The 20,824-nt window shown below is 65.2% G+C and carries 14 protein-coding genes and 4 pseudogenes; 9 read left to right on the forward strand and 9 right to left on the reverse strand.

The features are described from left to right. Positions 1 to 12 precede the first annotated feature (12 nt). The 3 genes from waaF to OKW30_RS03295 all read right to left on the reverse strand — a co-directional run bounded on the left by waaF (position 13) and on the right by OKW30_RS03295 (position 3,284). On the reverse strand, positions 13 to 1,254 hold the full coding sequence (gene waaF, locus OKW30_RS03285; RefSeq protein WP_429345948.1) for a lipopolysaccharide heptosyltransferase II: 1,242 nt from the start codon (positions 1,252 to 1,254) through the stop codon (positions 13 to 15). Continuing rightward, positions 1,251 to 1,853 carry a D-glycero-alpha-D-manno-heptose-1,7-bisphosphate 7-phosphatase gene (locus OKW30_RS03290; protein WP_429345949.1) on the reverse strand — a complete coding sequence of 201 codons (603 nt, stop codon included), beginning with the start codon at positions 1,851 to 1,853 and terminating at the stop codon, positions 1,251 to 1,253. The genes waaF and OKW30_RS03290 overlap by 4 nt, the downstream gene beginning before the upstream one ends. Positions 1,854 to 1,976: 123 nt before the next feature. Continuing rightward, positions 1,977 to 3,284: a glycosyltransferase family 4 protein gene (locus tag OKW30_RS03295; protein WP_429345950.1), complete on the reverse strand. Its 1,308-nt coding sequence runs from the start codon at positions 3,282 to 3,284 to the stop codon at positions 1,977 to 1,979. 378 nt (positions 3,285 to 3,662) lie between these two features. Between OKW30_RS03295 and OKW30_RS03300 the strand changes: the two genes are divergently transcribed. Then, the gene (locus tag OKW30_RS03300; RefSeq protein ID WP_429345951.1) at positions 3,663 to 6,359 is read left to right on the forward strand and encodes an ATP-binding cassette domain-containing protein; all 2,697 of its coding nucleotides are present in this window, start codon (positions 3,663 to 3,665) and stop codon (positions 6,357 to 6,359) included. 28 nt (positions 6,360 to 6,387) lie between these two features. Here the strand turns inward: OKW30_RS03300 and OKW30_RS03305 are convergent, their stop codons facing one another. Both OKW30_RS03305 and OKW30_RS03310 read right to left on the reverse strand, forming a co-directional pair. Next, on the reverse strand, positions 6,388 to 7,320 hold the full coding sequence (locus OKW30_RS03305; RefSeq protein WP_187630622.1) for a glycosyltransferase family 2 protein: 933 nt from the start codon (positions 7,318 to 7,320) through the stop codon (positions 6,388 to 6,390). A gap of 58 nt (positions 7,321 to 7,378) precedes the next feature. Beyond that, on the reverse strand, positions 7,379 to 8,086 hold the full coding sequence (locus OKW30_RS03310) for a PIG-L deacetylase family protein (RefSeq protein WP_429346098.1): 708 nt from the start codon (positions 8,084 to 8,086) through the stop codon (positions 7,379 to 7,381). Positions 8,087 to 8,438: 352 nt separating this feature from the next. Between OKW30_RS03310 and OKW30_RS03315 the strand changes: the two are divergent. Beyond that, positions 8,439 to 8,759: pseudogene (locus OKW30_RS03315) on the forward strand (phosphatidylserine decarboxylase); the annotation flags it as partial. Between the two features lie 28 nt (positions 8,760 to 8,787). Here the strand turns inward: OKW30_RS03315 and OKW30_RS03320 are convergent. Continuing rightward, on the reverse strand, positions 8,788 to 12,870 hold the full coding sequence (locus OKW30_RS03320; RefSeq protein ID WP_429345952.1) for a CheR family methyltransferase: 4,083 nt from the start codon (positions 12,868 to 12,870) through the stop codon (positions 8,788 to 8,790). 87 nt (positions 12,871 to 12,957) lie between these two features. Further along, entirely contained in the window at positions 12,958 to 13,329 is a 372-nt protein-coding gene (locus OKW30_RS03325) for a hypothetical protein (protein ID WP_429346106.1), read from the reverse strand. Here OKW30_RS03325 and OKW30_RS03330 point away from each other — a divergent pair. The 3 genes and pseudogenes from OKW30_RS03330 to OKW30_RS03340 form a co-directional block, all read left to right on the forward strand. Then, positions 13,223 to 13,568 (forward strand): annotated as a pseudogene (locus OKW30_RS03330) (hemerythrin domain-containing protein); the annotation flags it as partial. The gene OKW30_RS03325 and the pseudogene OKW30_RS03330 overlap by 107 nt on opposite strands. A 168-nt stretch (positions 13,569 to 13,736) precedes the next feature. Further along, complete coding sequence (locus tag OKW30_RS03335) at positions 13,737 to 14,009, forward strand: DUF6723 family protein (protein ID WP_184068463.1); 273 nt, start codon at positions 13,737 to 13,739, stop codon at positions 14,007 to 14,009. A gap of 302 nt (positions 14,010 to 14,311) precedes the next feature. Further along, positions 14,312 to 14,590: a DUF2934 domain-containing protein gene (locus OKW30_RS03340; RefSeq protein WP_187618538.1), complete on the forward strand. Its 279-nt coding sequence runs from the start codon at positions 14,312 to 14,314 to the stop codon at positions 14,588 to 14,590. An 81-nt stretch (positions 14,591 to 14,671) separates the two neighbouring features. Here OKW30_RS03340 and OKW30_RS03345 read toward each other — a convergent pair. After that, positions 14,672 to 15,173, reverse strand: a pseudogene (locus tag OKW30_RS03345) (CinA family protein). 229 nt (positions 15,174 to 15,402) lie between these two features. Here OKW30_RS03345 and OKW30_RS03350 point away from each other — a divergent pair. Together OKW30_RS03350 and OKW30_RS03355 are read left to right on the forward strand one after the other, a co-directional pair. Beyond that, a complete protein-coding gene (locus OKW30_RS03350) occupies positions 15,403 to 17,433 on the forward strand; it encodes a protein-L-isoaspartate(D-aspartate) O-methyltransferase (protein WP_429345953.1) in 2,031 nt (676 codons plus the stop codon). A gap of 282 nt (positions 17,434 to 17,715) precedes the next feature. Continuing rightward, positions 17,716 to 17,940 (forward strand): annotated as a pseudogene (locus OKW30_RS03355) (peroxiredoxin); the annotation flags it as partial. A gap of 107 nt (positions 17,941 to 18,047) precedes the next feature. Here OKW30_RS03355 and OKW30_RS03360 read toward each other — a convergent pair. Continuing rightward, a complete protein-coding gene (locus OKW30_RS03360; RefSeq protein WP_429345954.1) occupies positions 18,048 to 18,782 on the reverse strand; it encodes an ABC transporter substrate-binding protein in 735 nt (244 codons plus the stop codon). A gap of 690 nt (positions 18,783 to 19,472) precedes the next feature. Here OKW30_RS03360 and OKW30_RS03365 point away from each other — a divergent pair. Then, on the forward strand, positions 19,473 to 19,790 hold the full coding sequence (locus OKW30_RS03365) for a hypothetical protein (RefSeq protein ID WP_429345955.1): 318 nt from the start codon (positions 19,473 to 19,475) through the stop codon (positions 19,788 to 19,790). Positions 19,791 to 20,059: 269 nt separating this feature from the next. Next, positions 20,060 to 20,656, forward strand: coding sequence for a lysozyme (locus OKW30_RS03370; RefSeq protein ID WP_429345956.1), 597 nt, complete (start codon positions 20,060 to 20,062; stop codon positions 20,654 to 20,656). Positions 20,657 to 20,824 lie beyond the last annotated feature (168 nt).

A 20,824-nucleotide genomic window follows, 5' to 3' on the forward strand; every position in this document is an offset into this window, starting at 1 on the left:
GTGGAAGTGGGTTCAGGGGACGCTTGGCTGATCGATCAGCGACGGCGTGCTCGTTGTATCGGCGCGACCGGCGCGCTCCGATACACCACGACGTGGCGCATGCGCATGCGCTTGCCGCAATTCGAGTGCCGCGTGCACGACCTCGTCGGTCGGAACGCCGAGCAGGCAGGCGTGATGCCCGTGCGGACACACGCTGCGATAGCACCAGCGGCATTCGACGTCGCGATACAGCACGCGTTGCGGTGTTTGCCACGGCGTGTGCTGCGGGTTGGTCAGCGCGTAAAGATCGACGACCGGCGTGCCGAGCGCGGACGCGACATGCACGGGGCCGCTGTTGTTGGACACGAGCACGCTCGCGCGTTCGAGCAGCGCGGCGAGTTCGGCGAGCGTCAGCGCACCGCTCAGGTCGTACAGCTGCGCGCGCGCGCCGGGCGCGGCCGTGCGCATCACGGTCTCGACGAGCGCTCGCTCGCTCGCGCCGCCGGTCACGAGCACCGAGGCGCCGGTTTCGCGCGCGAGCTGCGTGGCGACCTCGCCGAAGCGCTCGGGCGGATAGCGGCGCGACGCAGCGGTCGCACCTGGATGCAGCACGATGCACTCGGTGTGGCGGCAGATGCCGAGCGTCCTCAGTTTCGCGTCGAGCGACTGGCGCGCGGCCGGCGGCACGCGAAAGCGCATGCCGGTGTCGCCCGTCTGCGCGCCGACGTGATGCACCAGATCGAGCTGGCGTTGCACCTCGTGCCGTGTGCGCTGCTGCGGCTCCGGCTCGCGCAGCCAGTCGGTCAACAGCGCGTACGGATTTTCACGGCAATGCGCGAGGCGGCGCGGAATCCCCGCGAGATAGCACAGCATCGCGGCCGGCAACGGGCTCTGGCTATAGACGGTGAAAATCACCGCCGCGTCGAAGCCGCCGCGCCGCAGCCGCTGCTGCATGCGGTGATCGTCGAGCAGATCGCGCGTCACGGTCGACGCGGGCGCGACCCACGGCGCGTCGTATTCGATCACATCGTCGACGTCGTCGAGAAACGGCGCGAGCGCGACGCCGCTGCGCGACGCGAGCAGCGTGATATGGCGGTCTTCGGCGGACTCGCGCAGCGCGTGCAGCGCGGGCGTGGTCATCAGCACGTCGCCGAGATTGTCGAGGCGCACGCACAGAATCCGTTTGACCTCGCCGCCCCAGCACACCGGCTGCGACGTATCGGGGGCGCGCGCGTGAGCCAGCTTGGGCGGCGCAAGTGGCAGAGGTGCGTTCACCGTGGCGCCTCCTTGCGGCGCGCCGCGGTGTCCGGCGGCAGGCCGTGCAATACGACGCGTTGCGCAGCCTCGTGGAGACCGGCGGCGCGCGCGCTCGGCGTGCGCTGCGGGCCGGTTCGCCATTCGGTCTCGTGGCCGTTGTCGAGCAGGATCGTGCGGCAGCCGGCGCGATTGCCCGCTTCGACGTCGTCGAGAATGTCGCCGATGAACCAGCTGTTGGCGAGATCGAGCTCATGCTCTTCGGCCGCGCGCAGCAGCATGCCGGGCGCGGGCTTGCGGCAGTCGCAGACGATCGCGTAACGCGCGACGCTGCCCTCGGGATGATGCGGACACCAGTACGCGCCGGCGAGCGTGGCGCCGCACTCGGCGAACATCTGCCGCAGCCGGCGTTCGACGTCGAATAGCGCTCCGTCTTCGAACTTGCCGAGCGCGATGCCGGACTGATTGCTGATCACGAACAGCGCGTACGGGTACGCGGCGAGCAGCGCGAGCGCCTCGCGCGCGCCCGGCGCGAAACGCATCAGCGCGGGATCGGCGTTGTAGGGCACGTCTTCGAGCAGCGTGCCGTCCTTGTCGATGAACACAGCGGGTAGCGTCATGATGGTTCGTGGTATGCGCGAGCTTCGGTCAAAAGTTGGAAAAAGGCGCGCCGCAGCCGCTGGACCGGCCGCGGCGTGTTCCAAATGCGCACACCGTGCGGGTTCGCGCGGCGTGCGCCGTCGTCAACGGGACGACGCTCCGGCTGCTGCTCGCAGCGGTAGCTGCGCCGGCTCGGGCGCGGTGTCGAGCGATGTTTGGGTCGGTGCGAGCCTTGCCGCGCGTGCATAGATTTGCGCGAGCGCATCGCTGACGCCGCGCCAGGTGAAGCCGGTCCGCGCCCGGTCGAGGCCCGCTTCGCCCATCCGGCGCGCGAGCGCGGGGTCGCGCCGCAAGCGGTCGAGACGCGCGGCGAGCGCGTGCGGATCGCGCGGCGGCACGAGAAAGCCGGTCACGCCATCGAGGATCGAAGAGCGGATGCCGCCGACATCGGCGCCGATCACCGGCGTCGCGCAGGCCATCGCCTCGATCGGCGTGATGCCGAACGGCTCGTACCAGGGCGTCGTCACAAACACGTCGGCGGCGCTGTAGAAGTAGCGCAGCCGCGTGCGACCACGCCGGCCGACGAAGCTCGTCTGCTCCGCGACGCCGCACTCGCGTGCGATCTCGCGCAGGCGCGCGATCTCCGGCGTCGCGATTTCGTTGGGCGCGTCCGAATTGCCGCCGACTACGTACAGCCGCGCCGCCGCGTTAAACGTGTGCTTCAGCACGCCGACGCCGCGCACCACGTTGTCGATGCCTTTGCGCTGCACGAGCCGGCCCAGTTGCAGCACGATGAAGTCGTGCTGGCGCCAGCCGAGCGCATCGCGGGCGGCTTCGCGCTCGACGGGCCGGAACTCCTCGGCATCGAAACCGCACGGCACGATCTGGATGCGCGCTGGATCGGCGCGATAGTGTTCGAGCAGATCGGCTTGGTCCTGCGGACATTCGGCGACGAGCACGTCCGAGCCTGCGACCAGTTCGTCTTCGATCGCGAAGCGCTCGTCGGGGAAGCCGTCATCCGTTCCCTGATGGATACGCCGCACGCGGCCGAGCGCGTGAAAGGTCGTGACCAGCGGCACGCCGAGCGCAGCCTTCACTTGCAGCGCGGCGAGGCCGGACATGAAGAAGTTCGCGTGCATCACGTCGTAGGACTGCGGTTCGCGGCGAAAGAACGCGCTCAGAAACGCGGCGAACTCGTCCATGAACGGCAGCAGTCGTTCCTTTGGCAATTGCCGCGGCGGTCCCGCGGGCACATGAATCACGCGCACGCCGTCCATGTCGACGCGCTCGGGCAGCAGTGCGCGATCGCGGCGCGTAAACACGTCGACCTGATGGCCCATTTCCACCAGTTGACGCGCGACGTTCGCGACGTAGATGTTCTGTCCGCCGCTGTCGACGCCACCGGCGACAGCAAGTGGCGACGCGTGTTCGCTGATCAGGGCGATCTTCATTGGCATTCCTTCCTGCGATGCGCGGCTATTGATGTTGACTTTCGTAAGCGGCGCACAGCATGCGGTGTGCCATTCGCATCCTGCGGTGCGGACAAACGACGCAAACGTCGCGCGGAACCGTACGAAGCGCTGTAGCGTGCCCTTTTTCGTGGGTAGAGAAGCGCTGTGGCGTCCCCTGTTTCTACATACGGTCATGTAACTTCGAACCGCTCGCGCCGTGCCGGTACTAGGATGGGCGAAGGACCCCGCCCAATTAATAAGTAAGAAGTGCGCGGAAAAGGGCTGGAGCCAGCGCCTTTTTTGCTTGCGCCCGGGCGCGCCGCTTGCGCGACGCCACACTTGTGCGACGTTTCTTCCGGGTGCCGCCACCACGACCTCATGCCGAATTCCGCCCCGCCGCCTCGCTCCGAACTGACGCGCCGAATCGTCGGCGATCTCGCGCATGCGGTATGGCGTTATCGCTGGCAGACCAGCGGGGCGCTCGCGCTGATGATCGCCGCGCGGCTCGCGACCGTGCTGATGCCGCTCACGCTGAAACACATCGTCGACGAACTGAGCCATCCGCTCGCGCATGTGGCGTTTCCAGTGTTCCTCGTGCTCGCCTATGCGCTGCTACGATTTTTCGGCGACGCGCTGAACGAGGCGCGCGACGTCGTGTTCAGCATCGTCGTGCAACGCACGGTCGCGGCGCTGACCGAGCGGACCTTCGCGCATCTGCATCGGTTGAGCGCGCGCTTTCATGCGCGGCGCGAGACTGGCGCGATCGTGCGCGACGTGCAGAAAGGCGCCGACGGCATCGGCTTTCTGCTCGGCACCGCGCTGTTTACGATCGTGCCGACCTTCTTCGAGATCGCGGTGATCGTCGCGATCATGGTGCATAGCTACGCGCGCGAATTCATGCTCGTGATCGTCGTGACCTTCGTGCTGTATGCGGGCTACACGTTCGTGTTCACGCGGCGGCGCGTCGCATTCCAGCGCGCGGTCAATCTGCTCGAAGCGCAATCGGACGGGCGGCTCGTCGACAGTCTGCTGAACTACGACACGGTCAAATACTTCGCGACCGAAGAGAGCGAGACGCAACGGCTCGGCAACGTGCTGGAGAAGTGGGTGCACGCGCGCATCGCTAACCAGAACGCGTTGACCGCATTGCACGTGGGACAGAGCGCGGTGATCGCGCTCGGGGTAGCGGCGGTCATGCTGCTCGCCGCGCAGCACGTGGTGGCCGGCAGCATGAGCGTCGGCGATCTGATTCTGGTGAACGCCTACCTGATCCAGATCTGCATGCCGCTGAATACGCTCGGCTTCGTGTTTCGCGAGACCAACGACGCGCTCGTCAACGTCGAGCGCATGTTCGTGATTCTGGCGGCGCGCGGCCGCGTCGGCGAGGATATCGATGCGCGCGACGCGCAGCCGCTGAAGGTCGGCGCGGGGCTGATCGAGTTCGAACATGTCGATTTCGGCTACGACACGGCGCGTCGGGTGCTGCGCGATGTCGACTTTCACGCGTATCCGGGCAAGACGCTCGCGGTGGTCGGCGGCAGCGGCTCGGGCAAATCGACGCTCGTGAAGCTGCTGTTTCGCCTCTATCGGCCCGAGCGCGGCATGATCCGCATCGACGGGCAGGACATCAGCATGCTCACGCAGCGCAGTCTGCGCGAGGCCATCGGCATCGTGCCGCAGGACACCGTGCTGTTCAATGAAACGATCGCCTACAACATTGCCTATGGACGTCCGTCGGCGACGCGCGCGGACGTCGTGCGGGCGGCGCGGGCCGCGCAGCTCGACGAGTTCATCGAGCGCTTGCCCGACCACTACGACACGCGCGTCGGCGAGCGGGGCGTGCGGCTATCGGGCGGCGAGCGGCAGCGCATCGCGATTGCGCGCGCGATTCTGAAGGACCCGCGCATCATCGTGTTCGACGAGGCGACCTCGGCGCTCGACACGCGCTCCGAGCGCGCGATCCAGACCGAGCTGACGCGCCTCGCGCAAGGCCGCACGTCGATCGTGATCGCGCATCGACTTTCTACCGTCGTCGACGCGGACTGGATTCTGGTGATGGAGCACGGCCAGGTGGTCGAGCAGGGCACGCATCGGGAACTGCTCGCGCGCGAGGGCGTGTACGCGAAAATGTGGTCGCTGCAATGGCAGCAGGGCGAACTCGAACACGCGCAGCGCCGGCTGACCGCGCGATCGGTCAGCGTCAGCGCATTGACGGCGGGTGTGATCGATGCATTGCACGACGAGATCGCCGAGCGGCGCGTCGTCGTCTACGCGGAGCCGTCCGACCACGAACTGCGGTTGACCGGCGATCCGAGCGTGCTGCAACCGTTGATCGCCGAGTTGTGCCGCAATGAGATCGCGCAGGCGAGCCCGGGGCAGCGCATCGCGTTGCGCGCGCAGCGGCACGGCAATCATGTGTGGTTCAGCGTGCTCGGCATGGGCGACAAGCCGGCCGAGCTATCGCAGGCGACGGCGCGGCAGATAGAAAGCGCGCTGGCGGCCGCGGGCGGCAGCTTCACGCTGACGCCGCTGAACGGGCGGCTCGCCTATGTGGCGATGCTGCCGCTGCGGCCGGTCGCGGATGCGCAACCGCCACTGGCGTCGGCGCCCACGGCGTCCGATTCGGCGGAGCCCGCTCCGCTCGATGGCCTCTTCGTGCTCGCGATCGACGACCAGGAAGAAGCGCGCGACGCGCTCGAAGCGGTGCTGAGCACGAGCGGCGCACGCGTACGGCTATGTGCAGCGGGCACCGAAGCGCTGGACTGGCTGCGCGCGACGGACCCGCTGCAATGGCCGCACGTGCTGCTCTGCGATCTGATGCTGGCCGGCGAAGATGGCCATGACGTGCTGAGCCGTTTGCGCGCACTGGAAGGCGGCCGCCCGTCGATACGCGGCGGGCCACTGCCCGCGATCGCGCTGACCGGCTACACGGACGCACTCGACGAACAGCGTGCGCGCACCGTGGGTTTCGACGCGCACTTGCACAAGCCCGTGGCGCCCGCAGAACTGATCGCCGCGATCCGGCGGCTCGCGCAGGCGCCGTCGCGCACGGACACGGCGTTGCCGCGATCATGATGCGCGCGATTCAGGTCTGGGCGAGGTCTCAGATCGGCGCGTCGAACTTGCCACCAACAGTCGTCGTTGCGGACGCGTCGAGATTGCGCTCGGCCGCGCGCACGCGGTCGCGCATCGCGAGGATCGACCGGGGGACCACCCGGCGTTCTCGCACGGTCCACGCCAGCCCGGCCAGTAATTCGGTGCCGTCGCGCATCAGCGTGCCTTCCCGCGCGAATACGTCGAGGGCGCGCAGAGTCGCGCTCAACGCTTCGCCCAACGGCAGACGCAGCCACGCGACCCACGCGGCGTTGCGCGCGAGCATGCGACGGCGCAACGCGCTGTCGCGCACCGGCGACGGATGGTGATGGAGCGTCAACTGCTCGCAGTAGACGATCGCATGTCCCGACGCGAGCACGTCGAGCGAAACGAGTGTTTCCTCACCGCCGATGAAAAGACGCGGCTCATAGCCGCCGATCTCGCGATACAGCGCCGCGCGAAACACGCACGCGCCCGCCATCAAGCCGATCAAGGAGGGCCCCGGCAGACCGACACGGCCGAGCGGGCTTGCGCGCATCAACGCACAGGTCGGATCCGTCGTGTTGTCCGCGCCGACCGCGACGCGCGCATTCAGCACGCCGACGCGCGGCCATGCATCGAGCAATTGCACCGCGCGTTCGAGCGAGCCCGGGCCCCACCAGGTGTCGTCATCGCAGAACGCGACATAGTCGGTCTCGACGCACGCGACCGCGTGGTTGCGGCCCGCCGCGCCGAGATTGCCGTTGCATTCGACGACGCGAACGCTCGGATAGCGCGCTTCGACGAGTGCGACCGTGTTGTCGGTGGAACCGTTGTCGGCGACGATGATCGGCGGGTTTTCGGGTAACGCGAGCAGACGTTCCAGGGTGGTGAGCAATTCGCCCGCACGGTTATACGTGAGAACGACGACCGAAATGCGCGGGTGGGGGGCTTTGGTTTGCATGCTGTGCAATCGCTTCGACGGTTGGACTGCGACGACGAAGCAAACCTCGTGCCGTGCGTCACGCGTTTTGCGTAGATCGACACGATTCGTCGCGGCCAAGCTGCCAATAGCGTTCGGACGAAAAAAGGCTTGCCTGTCCTTCGGGACCGAATGCGCGCAATTGGCTGCGATAGGCGTCGAGTGCCGCGCGCTTCATGCGCTCGTGTTGCGTGGTGCCGGGCACGTTCAACGCATGCGGCGTGTTGGCGGCATAGCCGCGTTTCGCGAGGTCGGACAGGCGCGCTTGCACGACGCCGGACATGCGCCGGTAGGGCACATCTTCATAGGCGATGAACGGAGTGGCTGGCTGACGCTGCATCAGTGCGAGACAGGCATTGGACACGAGAACGTGATCCGAATGGAACAGGCCCAACGGCATCACGACGCGCGTCGGTTTTGCGTGAGAAACAGTCTGGCTCAACGCGGTGAACAGCTCATCCGCACCGGGCGACGCATGGTATTGCGCGTCGCGGAACAGCAGATGCACGGGAATCGCCGACAACAACCCCAGCGCCTCCCGGTCTTCCGCCTGACGTGCGCGCATCGCTTCGAGCGCGTCGGCGAAACCGGCCGCGCGGTCCCAATCGGTCGTCATGTTCCAGGCGGGCGGCGCGGTGAAAACCGTGCAGACGACCGTGCCGGGATGCGCGGCGATCAGAAGTCCGCAGCTGAGGACCGCATCGTCGAGATGCGGTGAGATGACGAGCAAGCGCTGGTTCGATTCCATACCGGCGATTAGCAAGCTACATTCCGCCGGCGCGGTGCGCGGAGGGTCGGTGCGGGAATAGCACTTGCTCCCATTGCGGTTCTGCTACCCGCTTGCCACTTCAGCTATGAGCCCCCCTGTAAAACCGCCCGACCACATTCGCGCGGCGGGCGCAAGGAACCGGACGATTGCCTCGGCACTCCGCGCGCCAAATGATCCGCCACTCACTTCAGAAGGGCGAAGCATGACGAACGACGAAGTGGCGAGCCCGCGCACGCAACGGCGGCGGCTTGGAGGATGGCTGCCGCGCGAGGAAGCGCAGCTCGCGCACTACCGGACCATGCTGGTCGCCAAAGCGCGCGAACGTGCGCGCACGGCGCCACGCACGCGCGCGGTGATCGTGATCGAGTGCGACGATCCGGCGGTGGGGCAGGTGGCGTGCGTGTTCGTTGGCATGGCGGACGTGTCGTCGTGCAGGATCGAGGCGTTGCCTGGTCAGCGCGTCAGAAAGGGCGATGAGTTGGGGTTTTTCCAGTACGGCGGATCGACCTGCTGCCTGGTGTTCGAGCCGGGCGTGATAGATCGCTTCGTCGTGGAACCGCCGTTCGGCGACAGGCAGCCACCGATCGAGGTCAACGCGGCCGTCGCGAGGGTCGCGTCGCGCAACGCGTCGTCGTCGCAAAGCAACGGATAGACCCGTTGCGCCCCGTCAAGCTGCCAGTTCAGCCGCGCAGCCGCGCGAAAATACTCATCAGGTCTTCGAGAACCACCGGCTTTTTCAGGTGCGCGTCGAAGCCCGCGTCTTCGGCCGCGCTGACGTCCGCCTGCTGGCCGAAGCCGCTGACCGCGATACAGATCACGGACTTCATCGCCGGCATACCGCGCAGCTTGCCGATGAACTCCATACCGTCCATGCCCGGCATGCCGATGTCGGACAGGATGATATCGGGCGCGTTGCCGTTGATGATCGTCAGCGCTTCCTCGCCGCTCGTCGCGGTCCGCACTTCGGCGCCCTCGCTTTCCAGCAGCAGCTTGAAGGTTTCGACGGTCGCGGCGTCGTCGTCGACCATCAGAATGCGCGTGCCTTTCAACGGCTCGGCGGTGACGTCGATACCCGCGCTCGTGCGGGTGGCGAGCCGGTGGGTGGGCAGGGTCACCGTGAAAGTCGCGCCGCGGCCGACGCCGTCCGACTCCGCACGCACCGCGCCGCCGTGCAGGTTGACCAGATCACGCACCAGCGCGAGGCCGATGCCGAGGCCCCCGCGGCGCGAGCCCGGATCGCGGCTCTGCTGGAACATCTCGAAGATATGCGGCAGCAGCGACGCCTCGATGCCGATGCCGGTATCGCTGACGCGCAGCACGGCCTCGGCGTGATCGTTGACCTGCAACGACACATGGATCGAACCGCGCTGCGTGAACTTCAGCGCATTGCTGATCAGATTCCACACGATCTGCTCGATCCGCGTGAGGTCGGCGTGAACGATCACGGGCGCATCGGTCATCTCGACGCTGAGCGTGATGCCGCGTTGCGCGGCATCGTCCTGCACCGCGTTGCACACGCGCTGCACGATCTCGCGCATGTCCACTACGGTGCGCACGACCGACAGCTTGCCCGTGCGCACGCGCGAAATGTCGAGCAGATCGTCGATGATTTGCGCCTGGCCCATCACGGTGCGGCGGATCGTATCGGTCGCGCGCGACACGTTCAGGTTCTGCCGCGCTTCCGGCGCGCGCGCGATCAGCTCGGCACTGGCCGAAATCAGGTTCAGCGGATGCTTGAGCTCGTGCGACACGACCGCGAGAAATTCGTCGCGGCGCCGCTGCGCGTCGCGCTCGCTCGCCGCGCGCAGCGTTTCGACATGGGTGCCGCGTCCCGAGGTCGGTTCGTGCACATATTCGCCGAGATCGCGCGTGATCTTCGCAAAGCCGCTGATGCCCGGTTCGTCGAGACGGGACAGCACGCCGCTCGCGAAAAAGCGCGTGCCGTCCTTGCGCAGATGCCAGCACTCCTCTTCGGCGCGGCCGTTCAGACGCGCTTCGGCGAACTCGCGTTGCGCGACGTTGCCGGCGCGGTCCTCGTCGGTGTACAGGATGTCGGCGGACCGGCCGATCATTTCGGCTTCCGAATAGCCGAAAATCCGTTCCGCGCCCGCGTTCCAGCTAGTGATCACGCCGTTATCGTCGAACGTGATGATCGCGTAGTCCTTGGTGCCCTCCGCGACGATGCGCATGCGCCGCTCGCCTTCGCGCAGCCGGTCTTCCGCCTGACGGCGATCGGTGATGTCGATGAACGACAGCACCGCGCCGTCGATGCGGTCTTCCGTCGTGCGGTAGGGCACGAAGCGGGCAAGATACCAGCGCCCGTCGTTACTCTTCAGCTCGCGTTCGATCAGGCGCAGCGAGTCGAACGCTTCGGCCGCGTCGTCGGCGAGCCTGTCGTATTCGAGCCGGTGCGTGATGTCGAGCAGCGAGCGGCCGATGTCCGATGGAATGATGCTGAAGACGTCGGTTGCGCGCGGCGTGTAGCGCTTGATGCAGAAGTTGCGGTCGACGAAGATCGTGCCGATGTCGTTCGCGGCGATCAGGTTGTGCAAGTCGTCGTTGATCTTGCCGGTTTCCTCGACCTTCGACTTCAGTTCCGCGTTGACCGTGGTCAGCTCCTCGTTGATCGATTGCAGCTCTTCCTTGCTGGTTTCGAGTTCCTCGGTCGCCGAGCGCAGTTCCTCGTTGATCGCCTGCAATTCCTCGTTCGACGCCTTCAGCTCCTCGGTCGAGGTTTCCGACTGCTCGATCGTGGACTGCAACTGTTCCTTCGTGCGTTGCAGCTCGCGTTCGAGCTGGCTGACGATCGGGTCTTTCTGCACGTCGGCCGAGGCCGTTTCCGCGTTGGCCATGCTGTCCTCGACCTCGTCGAACAGCACCAGCACGAAGTCCGCGTTCGCTTCCGGATCGTGCACCGGCCGCGCGGTCATGTTGACGAAGTACGAACGGCCATCGCGTTCGATGTGTACACGGCGCGCTTCGACACTGCGGTTCGTGTGCAAGGCCTGATAGATCGCGGTGCGCAGTTCGAGCCGCAGTTCCGGGCGCACGGCGGCCACGATGTGATGCGACGGCTCGCCGCCGGAATATTGCAGAAAACGCCCGGCGCGATCGGACAGATGAACGATTTCGGATTCGCGGCTCACCAGCACGCTGGGCGGCGCATATTGCTCGACGAGCCGCTGATGCAGATCGCCGAACGAGAAGCGCCGGCGCCCTGTCGGCTGCACCGTGGTCACCACGGGCCGCGATCTCATCGTGCCCGACATCGCGATCGGCACCGGCGTGTCGCCGCGCCCGGCCAGGTTCGCGCGATAGATGCGGTTGCGCTTGTCGACCACGGTGAACATCGAGCTCACGCTGTCGGCCGATTCCGAGCTGCCGAGAAACAGCACGCCGCCGGGCCGCAGCGCGAAGTGGAACATCCGCAGAATTTCCATCTGCGCTTCGCGGTCGAGGTAGATCAGCAGGTTGCGGCAGCAGATCATGTCGAGCCGCGAGAACGGCGGATCGCTCAGCACGTTATGGTGCGCGAACAGCATGCGTTCGCGCAGTTCCTTCTTGATCCGGAAGTGCGCGGCGTCCTTCGTGAAGAACTGGCGGATGCGTGCCGGCGTCAGGTCGGCGAAGACCGAGTCCGGGTACAGACCGGTGCGTGCGAACGAAATGGCGCGCTCGTCGATGTCGGTCGCGAATACCTGAAACGACACGCCCTCGTGTGATTTTATCGAGCGCTCCTGCATCAGCATGGCCAGCGAATACGCTTCCTCGCCGGTCGCGCAGCCCACCGACCAAACGCGGATACGGCCCTGCTCGCCGCGCTGTTCGAACAGGGGCGGCAACACCTCCCGCTCGAGCACGTCGAACGCTTCCTTGTCACGGAAGAAATTGGTGACGCTGATCAGCATGTCCTGCAGCAGCGCCTGGGTTTCTTCGGGATGCAGATGCAAATAGTCGCGATACGCCTGCAGCTCGGTGATGCCGTTGACCTGTAGCCGGCGTTCGATGCGGCGCAGGACCGTAGCCCGCTTGTAATGGCGGAAGTCGTGCGCGGTGCGGGTGCGCAGGATCACCATGATCTCGCGCAACGCGCGTTCCGCCGACTCGTTGACCGTGTCTTCGTCGGGCTCTTCCGCCTGCGCGGCCGGCAAATGGATTTCCCGCGCGGTGGACCACAGATCCATCAGCCGTTGCGGCATCTCGGCCGCGGTCATCACGAAGTCGGCCATGCCGGTCGCGATCGCGCTGCGCGGCATGCTGTCGTATTCGGCCTCGGAAGGGTCCTGCACGAGCGTAATGCCGCCCATTTCCTTGATACGCGACAGGCCGACCGAGCCGTCCGAGCCCGCGCCCGACATCACGATGCCGATCGCGCGTTCGCGGTGCGCCTCCGCGAGCGTGCGGAAGAACAGATCGATGCTCGCCCGGCGTCCTTCCTCGGACTGCTTCTGCGTGACGCGCAGGTAGCCGTCGACCATGATCATCTCGAACGAGGGCGCGACCAGATAAACGTGATCCGATTCGATTGGCGTGGGGCCCGTGACCTGCTGCACCGGCATGCTGGTGACTTTCTGCAGCAGCGAGGCCAGATTGCTTTCGTGATCCGGCGACAGGTGAACGACCACTACGAAGGCCATCGACGTGTGCGCGGGCAGCGCCTCGAAGAATTCCGTCAGCGCGTTGAGCCCTCCCGCCGATGCGCCGATACCGACGATCGGATAGTGTGCCTGGCTAGGCAGAGACTGCCCTCGCTTTTTTGACATGGCTGCGCGTCCCTTCTTGGAAAAGGATAGTCCAGCGGTGGATTTTTATAGGGCAACGAGCCCATTTCCTGCTGGGCCAGACACCCATTATCTCGCATTGGACTTATATTTCCAGCAGCATGGAATGCAGGAGTTCGGCCGCGTGGCCCCGCGCGCCGCGCGTTGTCCTCCTCGCGCTGTTGCGCCGCGGTGTCTCCTGTCCTGGCGAAATTGGCCAAGCTCCAGGCTGAACATTTCGCGCTCGCGCAGCGCACGCAGCGCCTTGCGCAACGAGTCCCCGGCATCGACCTTGCGGCCGTCGTCGAGCGATGCGCCCGAGTGGGCATGACCGAGGCCGATCACCGCGCCGTGGAAAAACTCGCTGGCGCAGCGCGCGTGCGAAGAGCTGACGACGCATACAATCATCGAGGAAGATCTGTTGTATCCGGCCGCGCAACAGGCGCTGCCCGACGACGACAAGCTCGATGTCGATGAAGCCGACGCTGAAGCCGGGCGACAAAGGCTTCGACGCGACGTTCAAGGTCATGTCCGAGCTCGTGCGGCATCACGTCGAGGAAGAGGAAGGCGAACTCTTTCCGGCATTGCGGCGCACCGGCTGCGATCTCGCCGCGCTCGGTGAAAAGATCGCGGCGCGCAAGCAAACGCTGCAAGCCAGGCTGGATCAGGCGGGCAGTCGCGCGGTCGGCGACAAGACCTGATGGGAGCCTTGAATTTGCGCGCGGCGCTCGCACTGATTCGTTTAAAACGTCGCTGCGACAGTCTTGTCTATAAGTCGACACTTACGGACGTCCGCTCCCTGTTACATGTCCATTAACATCGATTTCAGGAGGGTACAACAGGATCGCCTGATGCAGCAGGGGAGAGCCATGTCAAGGAGAAAGCTGAAACTGACGCAGTATCTGGCGGCAGGGGTCGCCTCGCGCGACGACTTTTCCATCTACGTCACCGCGCGCCGCAGCGCCGATGGGCGATTCTATGCCGATCTGCTGGTGAGCCGTAAAGTGGATGGCCGCCGTCTGTTCCCGTTCGATGGCGCGCCCGAAGTCGGTCCGTTCAACAGTATCGAGGAAGCGCGGCTCGCCGCCGAGGAGTACGGTGCGCGAATCGTCGCGGCCGACCTTGCCTGTCCCGAGGCGTGAGCGCGCGGCCCGCCGCGATATCGCCTGGCGACACGATCCCCTTCAAACGCTTGCCCTGGTTCACGACCGGCACGCGGTGGATCTGTACGCCCGCCGTTTTCGTTCTGACGTCGTCGACGTCGCCTTCCTCGAGCACCAGTCCGGCGGCGCGCTGATTTGATTGGCTCGTCGAATAGCGGCGTGACATCGAACGAACGCGCGCCGCGCGGAACAACGCTTGCTAGCCTGTGGCTCGCCGTCATTCGGGCACGGTGCATGTGGCGCCGTACCGCGGCATCGCTCACGTTCACGGAGAAGCACTTATGGACAAGGAACTCGAAGCCCGCATTCGCACGCGGGCGTACCAGATCTGGGAAAACGATCCGTCGCCGGAAGGGAGAGCCGACGACCATTGGGAAGAAGCGCGCCGGCAGATCGAGGCGGAAGGCGCGGCCGACGACGCTGCCGTGCCGCAGGAGCCGACCGATCAGTCCGCGGAGCGCGAGCGCGGCTCGCGCATCGCGCCCGAAGAGCAACTGCAGGAAATGTCGGACGATGACATGGAACCGCCGAAGCGCGCCACGCGGCCGCGCGCCGGATAAGCGAGCGCCGCCCCTTTACACCGACGCCGACGATGGCGTCGGTGCCACCGGCCATGCGCGTTGGTGGCGCGTCGCGGTCTCTCATCGGTGGTCCCGCTCGACGCGCTGGAGTTGATCGAAGTAATGCTCGACGCGCGACAGCGCATACAGCGCGGCGGCCGACCGCACGTCGTTGCGGTCGCCCGAAAAGCGCCGCGTCTCGGCGAAGGTGGTGAACTCATTGCCGAGCCGTCGGAACGACCACGCGAAGCATTGCGTGCCTGGTGGCGGATCGTCATCGGAGCCGCCATGCGCGCAGCTATCGGCGAGCCCCGTGTTCGATACCGCGATGTCCGCGCAGCAGCCTTCCTGGCGCAGCGCGCCCTCGGCCATTTCGCGCGCGACCGCTTCGCTGGTAAGCCCGTATTGCTTCATCGTGCTTTGCCGATGGCGAGTAGCTGACGAAGCCGACATCGAGACACGCGCCGCTACCCGGCACGCTCGCCAGATACGACGCGATCTGGCCGCCGGTGCAGGATTCGGCGGTCGCGAGCTTCAGACCTCGCGAGCTGAGGAAGGACACGACCTGCATGGGAATGTTCATGATTTTCGCTTTGGTTGTGCGACGGATTCGGACGGCATTTTGTTCGTGCAATCGCTCCCGAGAAGCGCGCAGCAAAGATCGGTCCGGGCGCGCTTCACGTTTCGCGCATCGCCACGAGCACCTGCCGGCGGTATGCTCATTGCTGAAGCGTGAAAGAGCAGCGGACTCGCGCGCGGCCTCGTCGCAATGCGTGGCGCGCGCCGCGCCGCGCATTCGCGAGGAGGCGGCGATGAGCGATTTCGACGAAGCGCGCGCATGGATGGTCGAACGGCAGATCGTGCAACGCGGCGTGCGCGACGACTACGTGATCGAGGCGATGCGGCGCGTGCCGCGCGAGGCATTCGTACCATCCGAACTGCGCGAATTCGCGTATGACGATACGCCGCTGCCGATCGGCGGCGAGCAGTCGATCTCGCAGCCGTACATCGTCGCGAAGATGCTCGCGGCCGCCGAGTTGCAGCCCGGCGATCGCGTGCTCGACATTGGCACGGGCTCCGGCTATGCGGCCGCGATCGCCGCGGAGATCGCCGGCCGGGTGGATTCCATCGAACGCGACCCGAGCCTCGCCGAGGGCGCGCGCGAGCGCTTGCAGCGGCTCGGCTACGAGAACGTCGAAGTGCATGTCGGCGACGGCACCGCAGGTCTTGCCGCGCATGCGCCCTATAACGCGATCATCGCGGCGGCGGGCGGACCGCGTGTGCCGCGAGCGCTGCGCATGCAACTCGCCGTGGGCGGACGGCTCGTGATGCCGGTCGGCAGCAGTCAGAGCCGTCAGCGGCTCGTGAAGATCGTGCGGCGCGATGAACACGACTACGACGAACATGCGTTCGGCGACGTGCGCTTCGTGCCGCTCGTCGGCGACGATGGCTGGCCGGAGCCAGGCGGCGCGCCGCGCGCGGATTTGCGGCCCGCATCCACGCCCATCCCGCTCACGCCTACGCCGGCCGCACCTATGCCGGCCGCGCTCGAACTCGCGATTCGCGACGCGGCCGAACCGTTGCCCGACATCGATTCCGCGGAATTCGCGGCATTTTTCGACCGCTTCGCCGGGCATCGCGTCGTGCTGCTCGGCGAGGCCAGTCACGGCACGTCGGAGTTCTACCGTGCGCGCGCGGCGATCACGCGGCGCCTCGTCGAGCAGCACGGCTTTTCGATGATCGCGGTCGAGGCCGACTGGCCCGACGCCGCGATCGTCGACCGGCATGTGCGCGATCGGCCGATGCCCGGCGGGCGGTCCCGACCGTTTCGCCGCTTTCCGACCTGGATGTGGCGCAACACCGACTTCATGGGCTTGGTCGCGTGGCTGCGCTCGCACAACGCCGCGCACCCCGAGCGCGAAACGCGCTTTTACGGGCTCGATATCTACAGCCTTTCCGAATCGATCGACGCGGTATTGCGCTATCTCGACAGCGTCGACCCTGCCGCGGCGCGCATCGCTCGCGAGCGTTATGGGTGCCTCAGTCCGTGGCAGAAAGATCCGGCCGTGTATGGACGCGCCGCGTTGAGCGGCGGCTACGCGCAGTGCGAAGAACACGTGGTCGCGCAACTCGGCGATCTGCTAAAAAGCCGGCTCGACTATGCGCGCGAAGACGGCGAGCGCTTCCTCGACGCGGCGCAGAACGCGCGGCTCGTGGCGGTCGCCGAGCACTACTATCGCGCGATGTACTACGGCGGGCCGCAAAGCTGGAATCTGCGCGACACGCATATGTTCGACACGCTGCGTCATACGCTCGACAGCCGCGGGCCGCAGGCGCGTCTGGTCGTGTGGGCGCACAACTCGCATATCGGCGACGCGAGCGCCACGCAGATGGGCCGCATGCAGGACGAGATCAATCTCGGCCAGCTGTGCCGCGCGCAGTTCGGCGACGCCGCGGCGCTGATCGGGTTTGGCACGCACAGCGGCACGGTCGCCGCGGCGAGCGATTGGGGCGGACCGATGGAGGTCAAAACCGTGCAGCCATCGCTCGAGGGCAGCGTCGAATTCAGCATGCACGGCACGGGTCTCCCGCGCTTCCTGCTCGACCTGCGGCCCGGCATGCACGACACGCTGCGCGAACGGCTGCGCGCGCCGCTATTGGAGCGCTTCATCGGCGTCATCTACCGTCCCGGGACCGAGCGGTATAGCCATTATGCGGAAGCGTCGCTGGCCGAGCAGTTCGATGCGTTCGTGTGGTTCGATCGCACGAGCGCGGTGAGCGCGCTGCCCGTTTCCGCCGACGAAAAGAACCACGCGGCGGAGACTTTTCCGTTCGGTGTGTGAGGGCGGTCGGCACGCTCACGCCTCAGGCGAGGAACGCGGCTTGCAACGGAACGGACAGGGCATTCCAGCTGGTCCGAACCGAGGGGTCGCTCATGAACAAGGTTGTACAGCGCCTTGCCATCGCCGCGAAGTTGGGTGTTGCCAGTGGCGTCGTCTGCGCGCAAGGCGCCCGGCGAGCTGAGCCGCGACCAGGCGAACCATGAACACGCGGCCCGGCTGCCACCGTCGCCGCGCGGGCTCGCGATTCCGCCATGAAGGACGAACCGGTCTGGTTCCTGCTGATCGGCGCGCGCGTTGCACCTGTCGTTGCCGGCCGATACCAGCGTCGATGCGGAGATCGATCTCGGCACCACCGATGGCGCCTATTTCCTTCAGGCGCGGCTGTTCGTCAGTCTTCCCGGTGTCGAGCGTGACGTGGCGCAGGGGTTGATCGAGCGAGCGCATCTGACCTGCCCGTATTCGAAGGCGTTGCGCGGTAATGTGGATGTGCAGACTACGCTCGTTTGAGCGTCGCTGAAGGTGGTGGCGGGGCCGCGCCGAAGCATCGCGCGGCCCCGCGTATCTGCTATGCCAGCAGCTTCGAAAGCTACGCGGTGTCGGGTTCGAGCGGCCCGCTACGCCGCAGGCGCAACCGACGCTCCCGCGATCTTGTGCCGCGCGAGCGATTGCGCCACAAAACCCGAGGCCTTCATCTCTTCGACAAACGAACGCAGCGCGTGAGCCGCCGCTTCGCCGCGGCTCTTCGGCACACCCATCGCCTGCCGGATCACCATGAAGCGCTCGTCTAGCAGCCGCAGACCGGGAGTTTGCTTCGCATCGGCCTCGAGTTGCTGCTTCACGCCTGCCGCCACTTCCAGATGCTGCTCGATAAACGTCGGCACGACGCTCGGCGAGCTCGGCGCGCGCACGATTTGCGCGGATTTCAGCTCGCGCGTCAGAAACAGATCGTACGCACTGCCTTGGCCAACGACGACCCGGTTGTGCGCCTGATCCACATCCTGATTCGAGCGCACCGGCGAGTCGTCGCGCACCAGGTAGAAGCCTTCGATCAACACATACGGCGCCGTGAACGCGATCGTCTCGCCGCGCAACGGATCGATCGCGAAGAAGCCGAAATCCGCGCGCTCCTCGCCGACGGCCTGCACCGATTTGCCGGCCGTATCGAAGACCACCAGCTCCAGTTCGACGCCCAGTTTCGCGGCGAACGCGCGCGCGAGATCGATCGATACGCCGAACGGCTCGCCGGAGTCGGCGTGACGATTGGCCAGGATTGGATTGCCGAGATTGATCGACGCGCGCAGCTTGCCCGTGGGCGTGAATGCGGCGACGACGGAGGGATCGATGGTCATAACGGTTCTCGTGGCGACGGCGTTGGGGCGAGCGAAGTCTCAGGGTTCGAGGATTTCGCTGATGCGGGATAGCGCGTTGAGAGTATGCAGCAGATGCTCGCGCGTTGCTTCTGACACTTCTTCGTTGCGCTCGCGCTCCAAGAGTTCGGCAGATGGTCGATCTCAAGCCTGAAGGTCAATTATTGATAAATCTATCTGATGCACATGGACTGTGATCAATTTTCAGAGTTGGTTGATTGCGGTCCGCACAAATCTGACGAACGATCGAAGCGGATGCGGCGGAATCATTGCCATCATTCTCAATAGGCGCCTGACTTGCGTCACTGGCGCATTTTTCATTAAGGAACACTGCAAAATGCCGGACACGCGACAACGTAATAGCAAGTTATATCGGTTGGTCGCAGGGGGGCGTTATCGCAAGCCCGAACGACGGAATGTGATGGACATAGGTAGCGGGTCGGCCAGCAGCGTCGCACACGCGACATCAGCGATCAGCATTGCGGGCAACTTCGACCAGCGGTTCGCGCTTCGCGATGGCAACGGCCGTGCGCTTCTTGAGACGCTCCATGCGGTCCGTTTCCGACCGGGCGAGCTAAAGCATAGCGTCACCGATCAAGCGGGAGGTACAACCAGATACGCAACAGACGGCGGGCGAAATCTGGCCGTGTACCCTGGACATAGGGAGGCTTGATGCCGAGCGTCTATTACGCAGCGGTCGAAGGCGATCCGCTGACGAGCGGCGACGGTAGTCGCGTGTTTGCAAGCGAGAGGGTTGGAACTATCGCAGACCAAAGCGGTAGACAACGCCGCATGGCATTTATCGGCGATCACGCATATTGCGGAAAGTGCAAGAACACGGGCCCGATCACCTGTGGTGCGGGTGTGGACGACATGCGCCGCATGATTGATCTTGCAAACGGCGGGCGACGTCAGGCGGTGGGCGGTGACATCGTTCTCTGCAAATGCAGCGAACCACCGCGAATCATTGCAGTGCATGGGCGTCGATGAATGATCCACGATAGCGGTGCCGCCGACCGGATCGTCGCACGGTCCAACACGTCTACCTCTTTGTTTACGTCTCCTGTCGAGACTATTCCATGACCAGCAATTCACGCTGAAGGATGCAGGCGGTAACGCGCTCGCCGATACCAATTACACGGCCCGGCTTCCATCGGGCGCACTTGTTCACGGTATCACCGATTCGCAGGGACGCACCAGGCGCTATAGGACAGACGGCGTGCGGTCCATTCACATTTATCTTGGTCATAGGGGGCGTAATGCCTGATGCGCTTGGCACAGCACTAACAAATACCGACCCGAATTCGAGCGTAACAGTCCGATCGGACAGGCTCGGCAAGCCTTGGCGTTTTTCGACAGACGGGTATCAGTTTATGGCCGTCCTCGAAAGTGGCGTAGTAAATGGAACCTATCTTGGCAAACCCGTCGTAAACGGCTTTATTGTGAAGGTCTATGACGACGGTTACGGAATTCCGACAGTTGGTTTGGGGCATAAAGTGCTCCCACAGGACAATCTCAGAATTGGCGATGTAATACCCGTGGAGCGAGCACAGTCTTTTTTTGAAGTAAATTTGCAGCCAATCGAGAAAGCCATAAATAACGACGTGCGGGTGCCAATCTATCAATACGAGTATGACGCGCTTGTGTCGATCCTTTATAACTCGGGGCCGTATCCACGTGATGGCGATGCGTGGTATCCGAAATCTCGCTGCAAGTATCTCGCGGATTATCTAAACCGCGGTGAATATGACAGAATGCGCGATGTAATTCGCTCGTTCGTCGCGCATCGAGTGCCGTGGCGTCGTCGCCTGGAAGCGCAACTGTTTGTAACGGGGGTTTATGATGCGCGCCACTAGTATATTCGCGTTGCTCTGCTTGACCGCGCAGCTGACTTATGCATCCACATCGATCTACGGGTCCGCCTTCGACTATAAAAAGGCTCAGCCCACAAGCATATATTTCACGGGAAAAAGCCCCGCGGAGATTGCGTCGTATTGCAAGAAGGAATATCTTGGGGCGACGGA

It is taken from the genome of Paraburkholderia sp. Clong3 (assembly GCF_050436485.1).
GTDB classification, from domain to species: Bacteria; Pseudomonadota; Gammaproteobacteria; order Burkholderiales; family Burkholderiaceae; genus Paraburkholderia; species Paraburkholderia tuberum.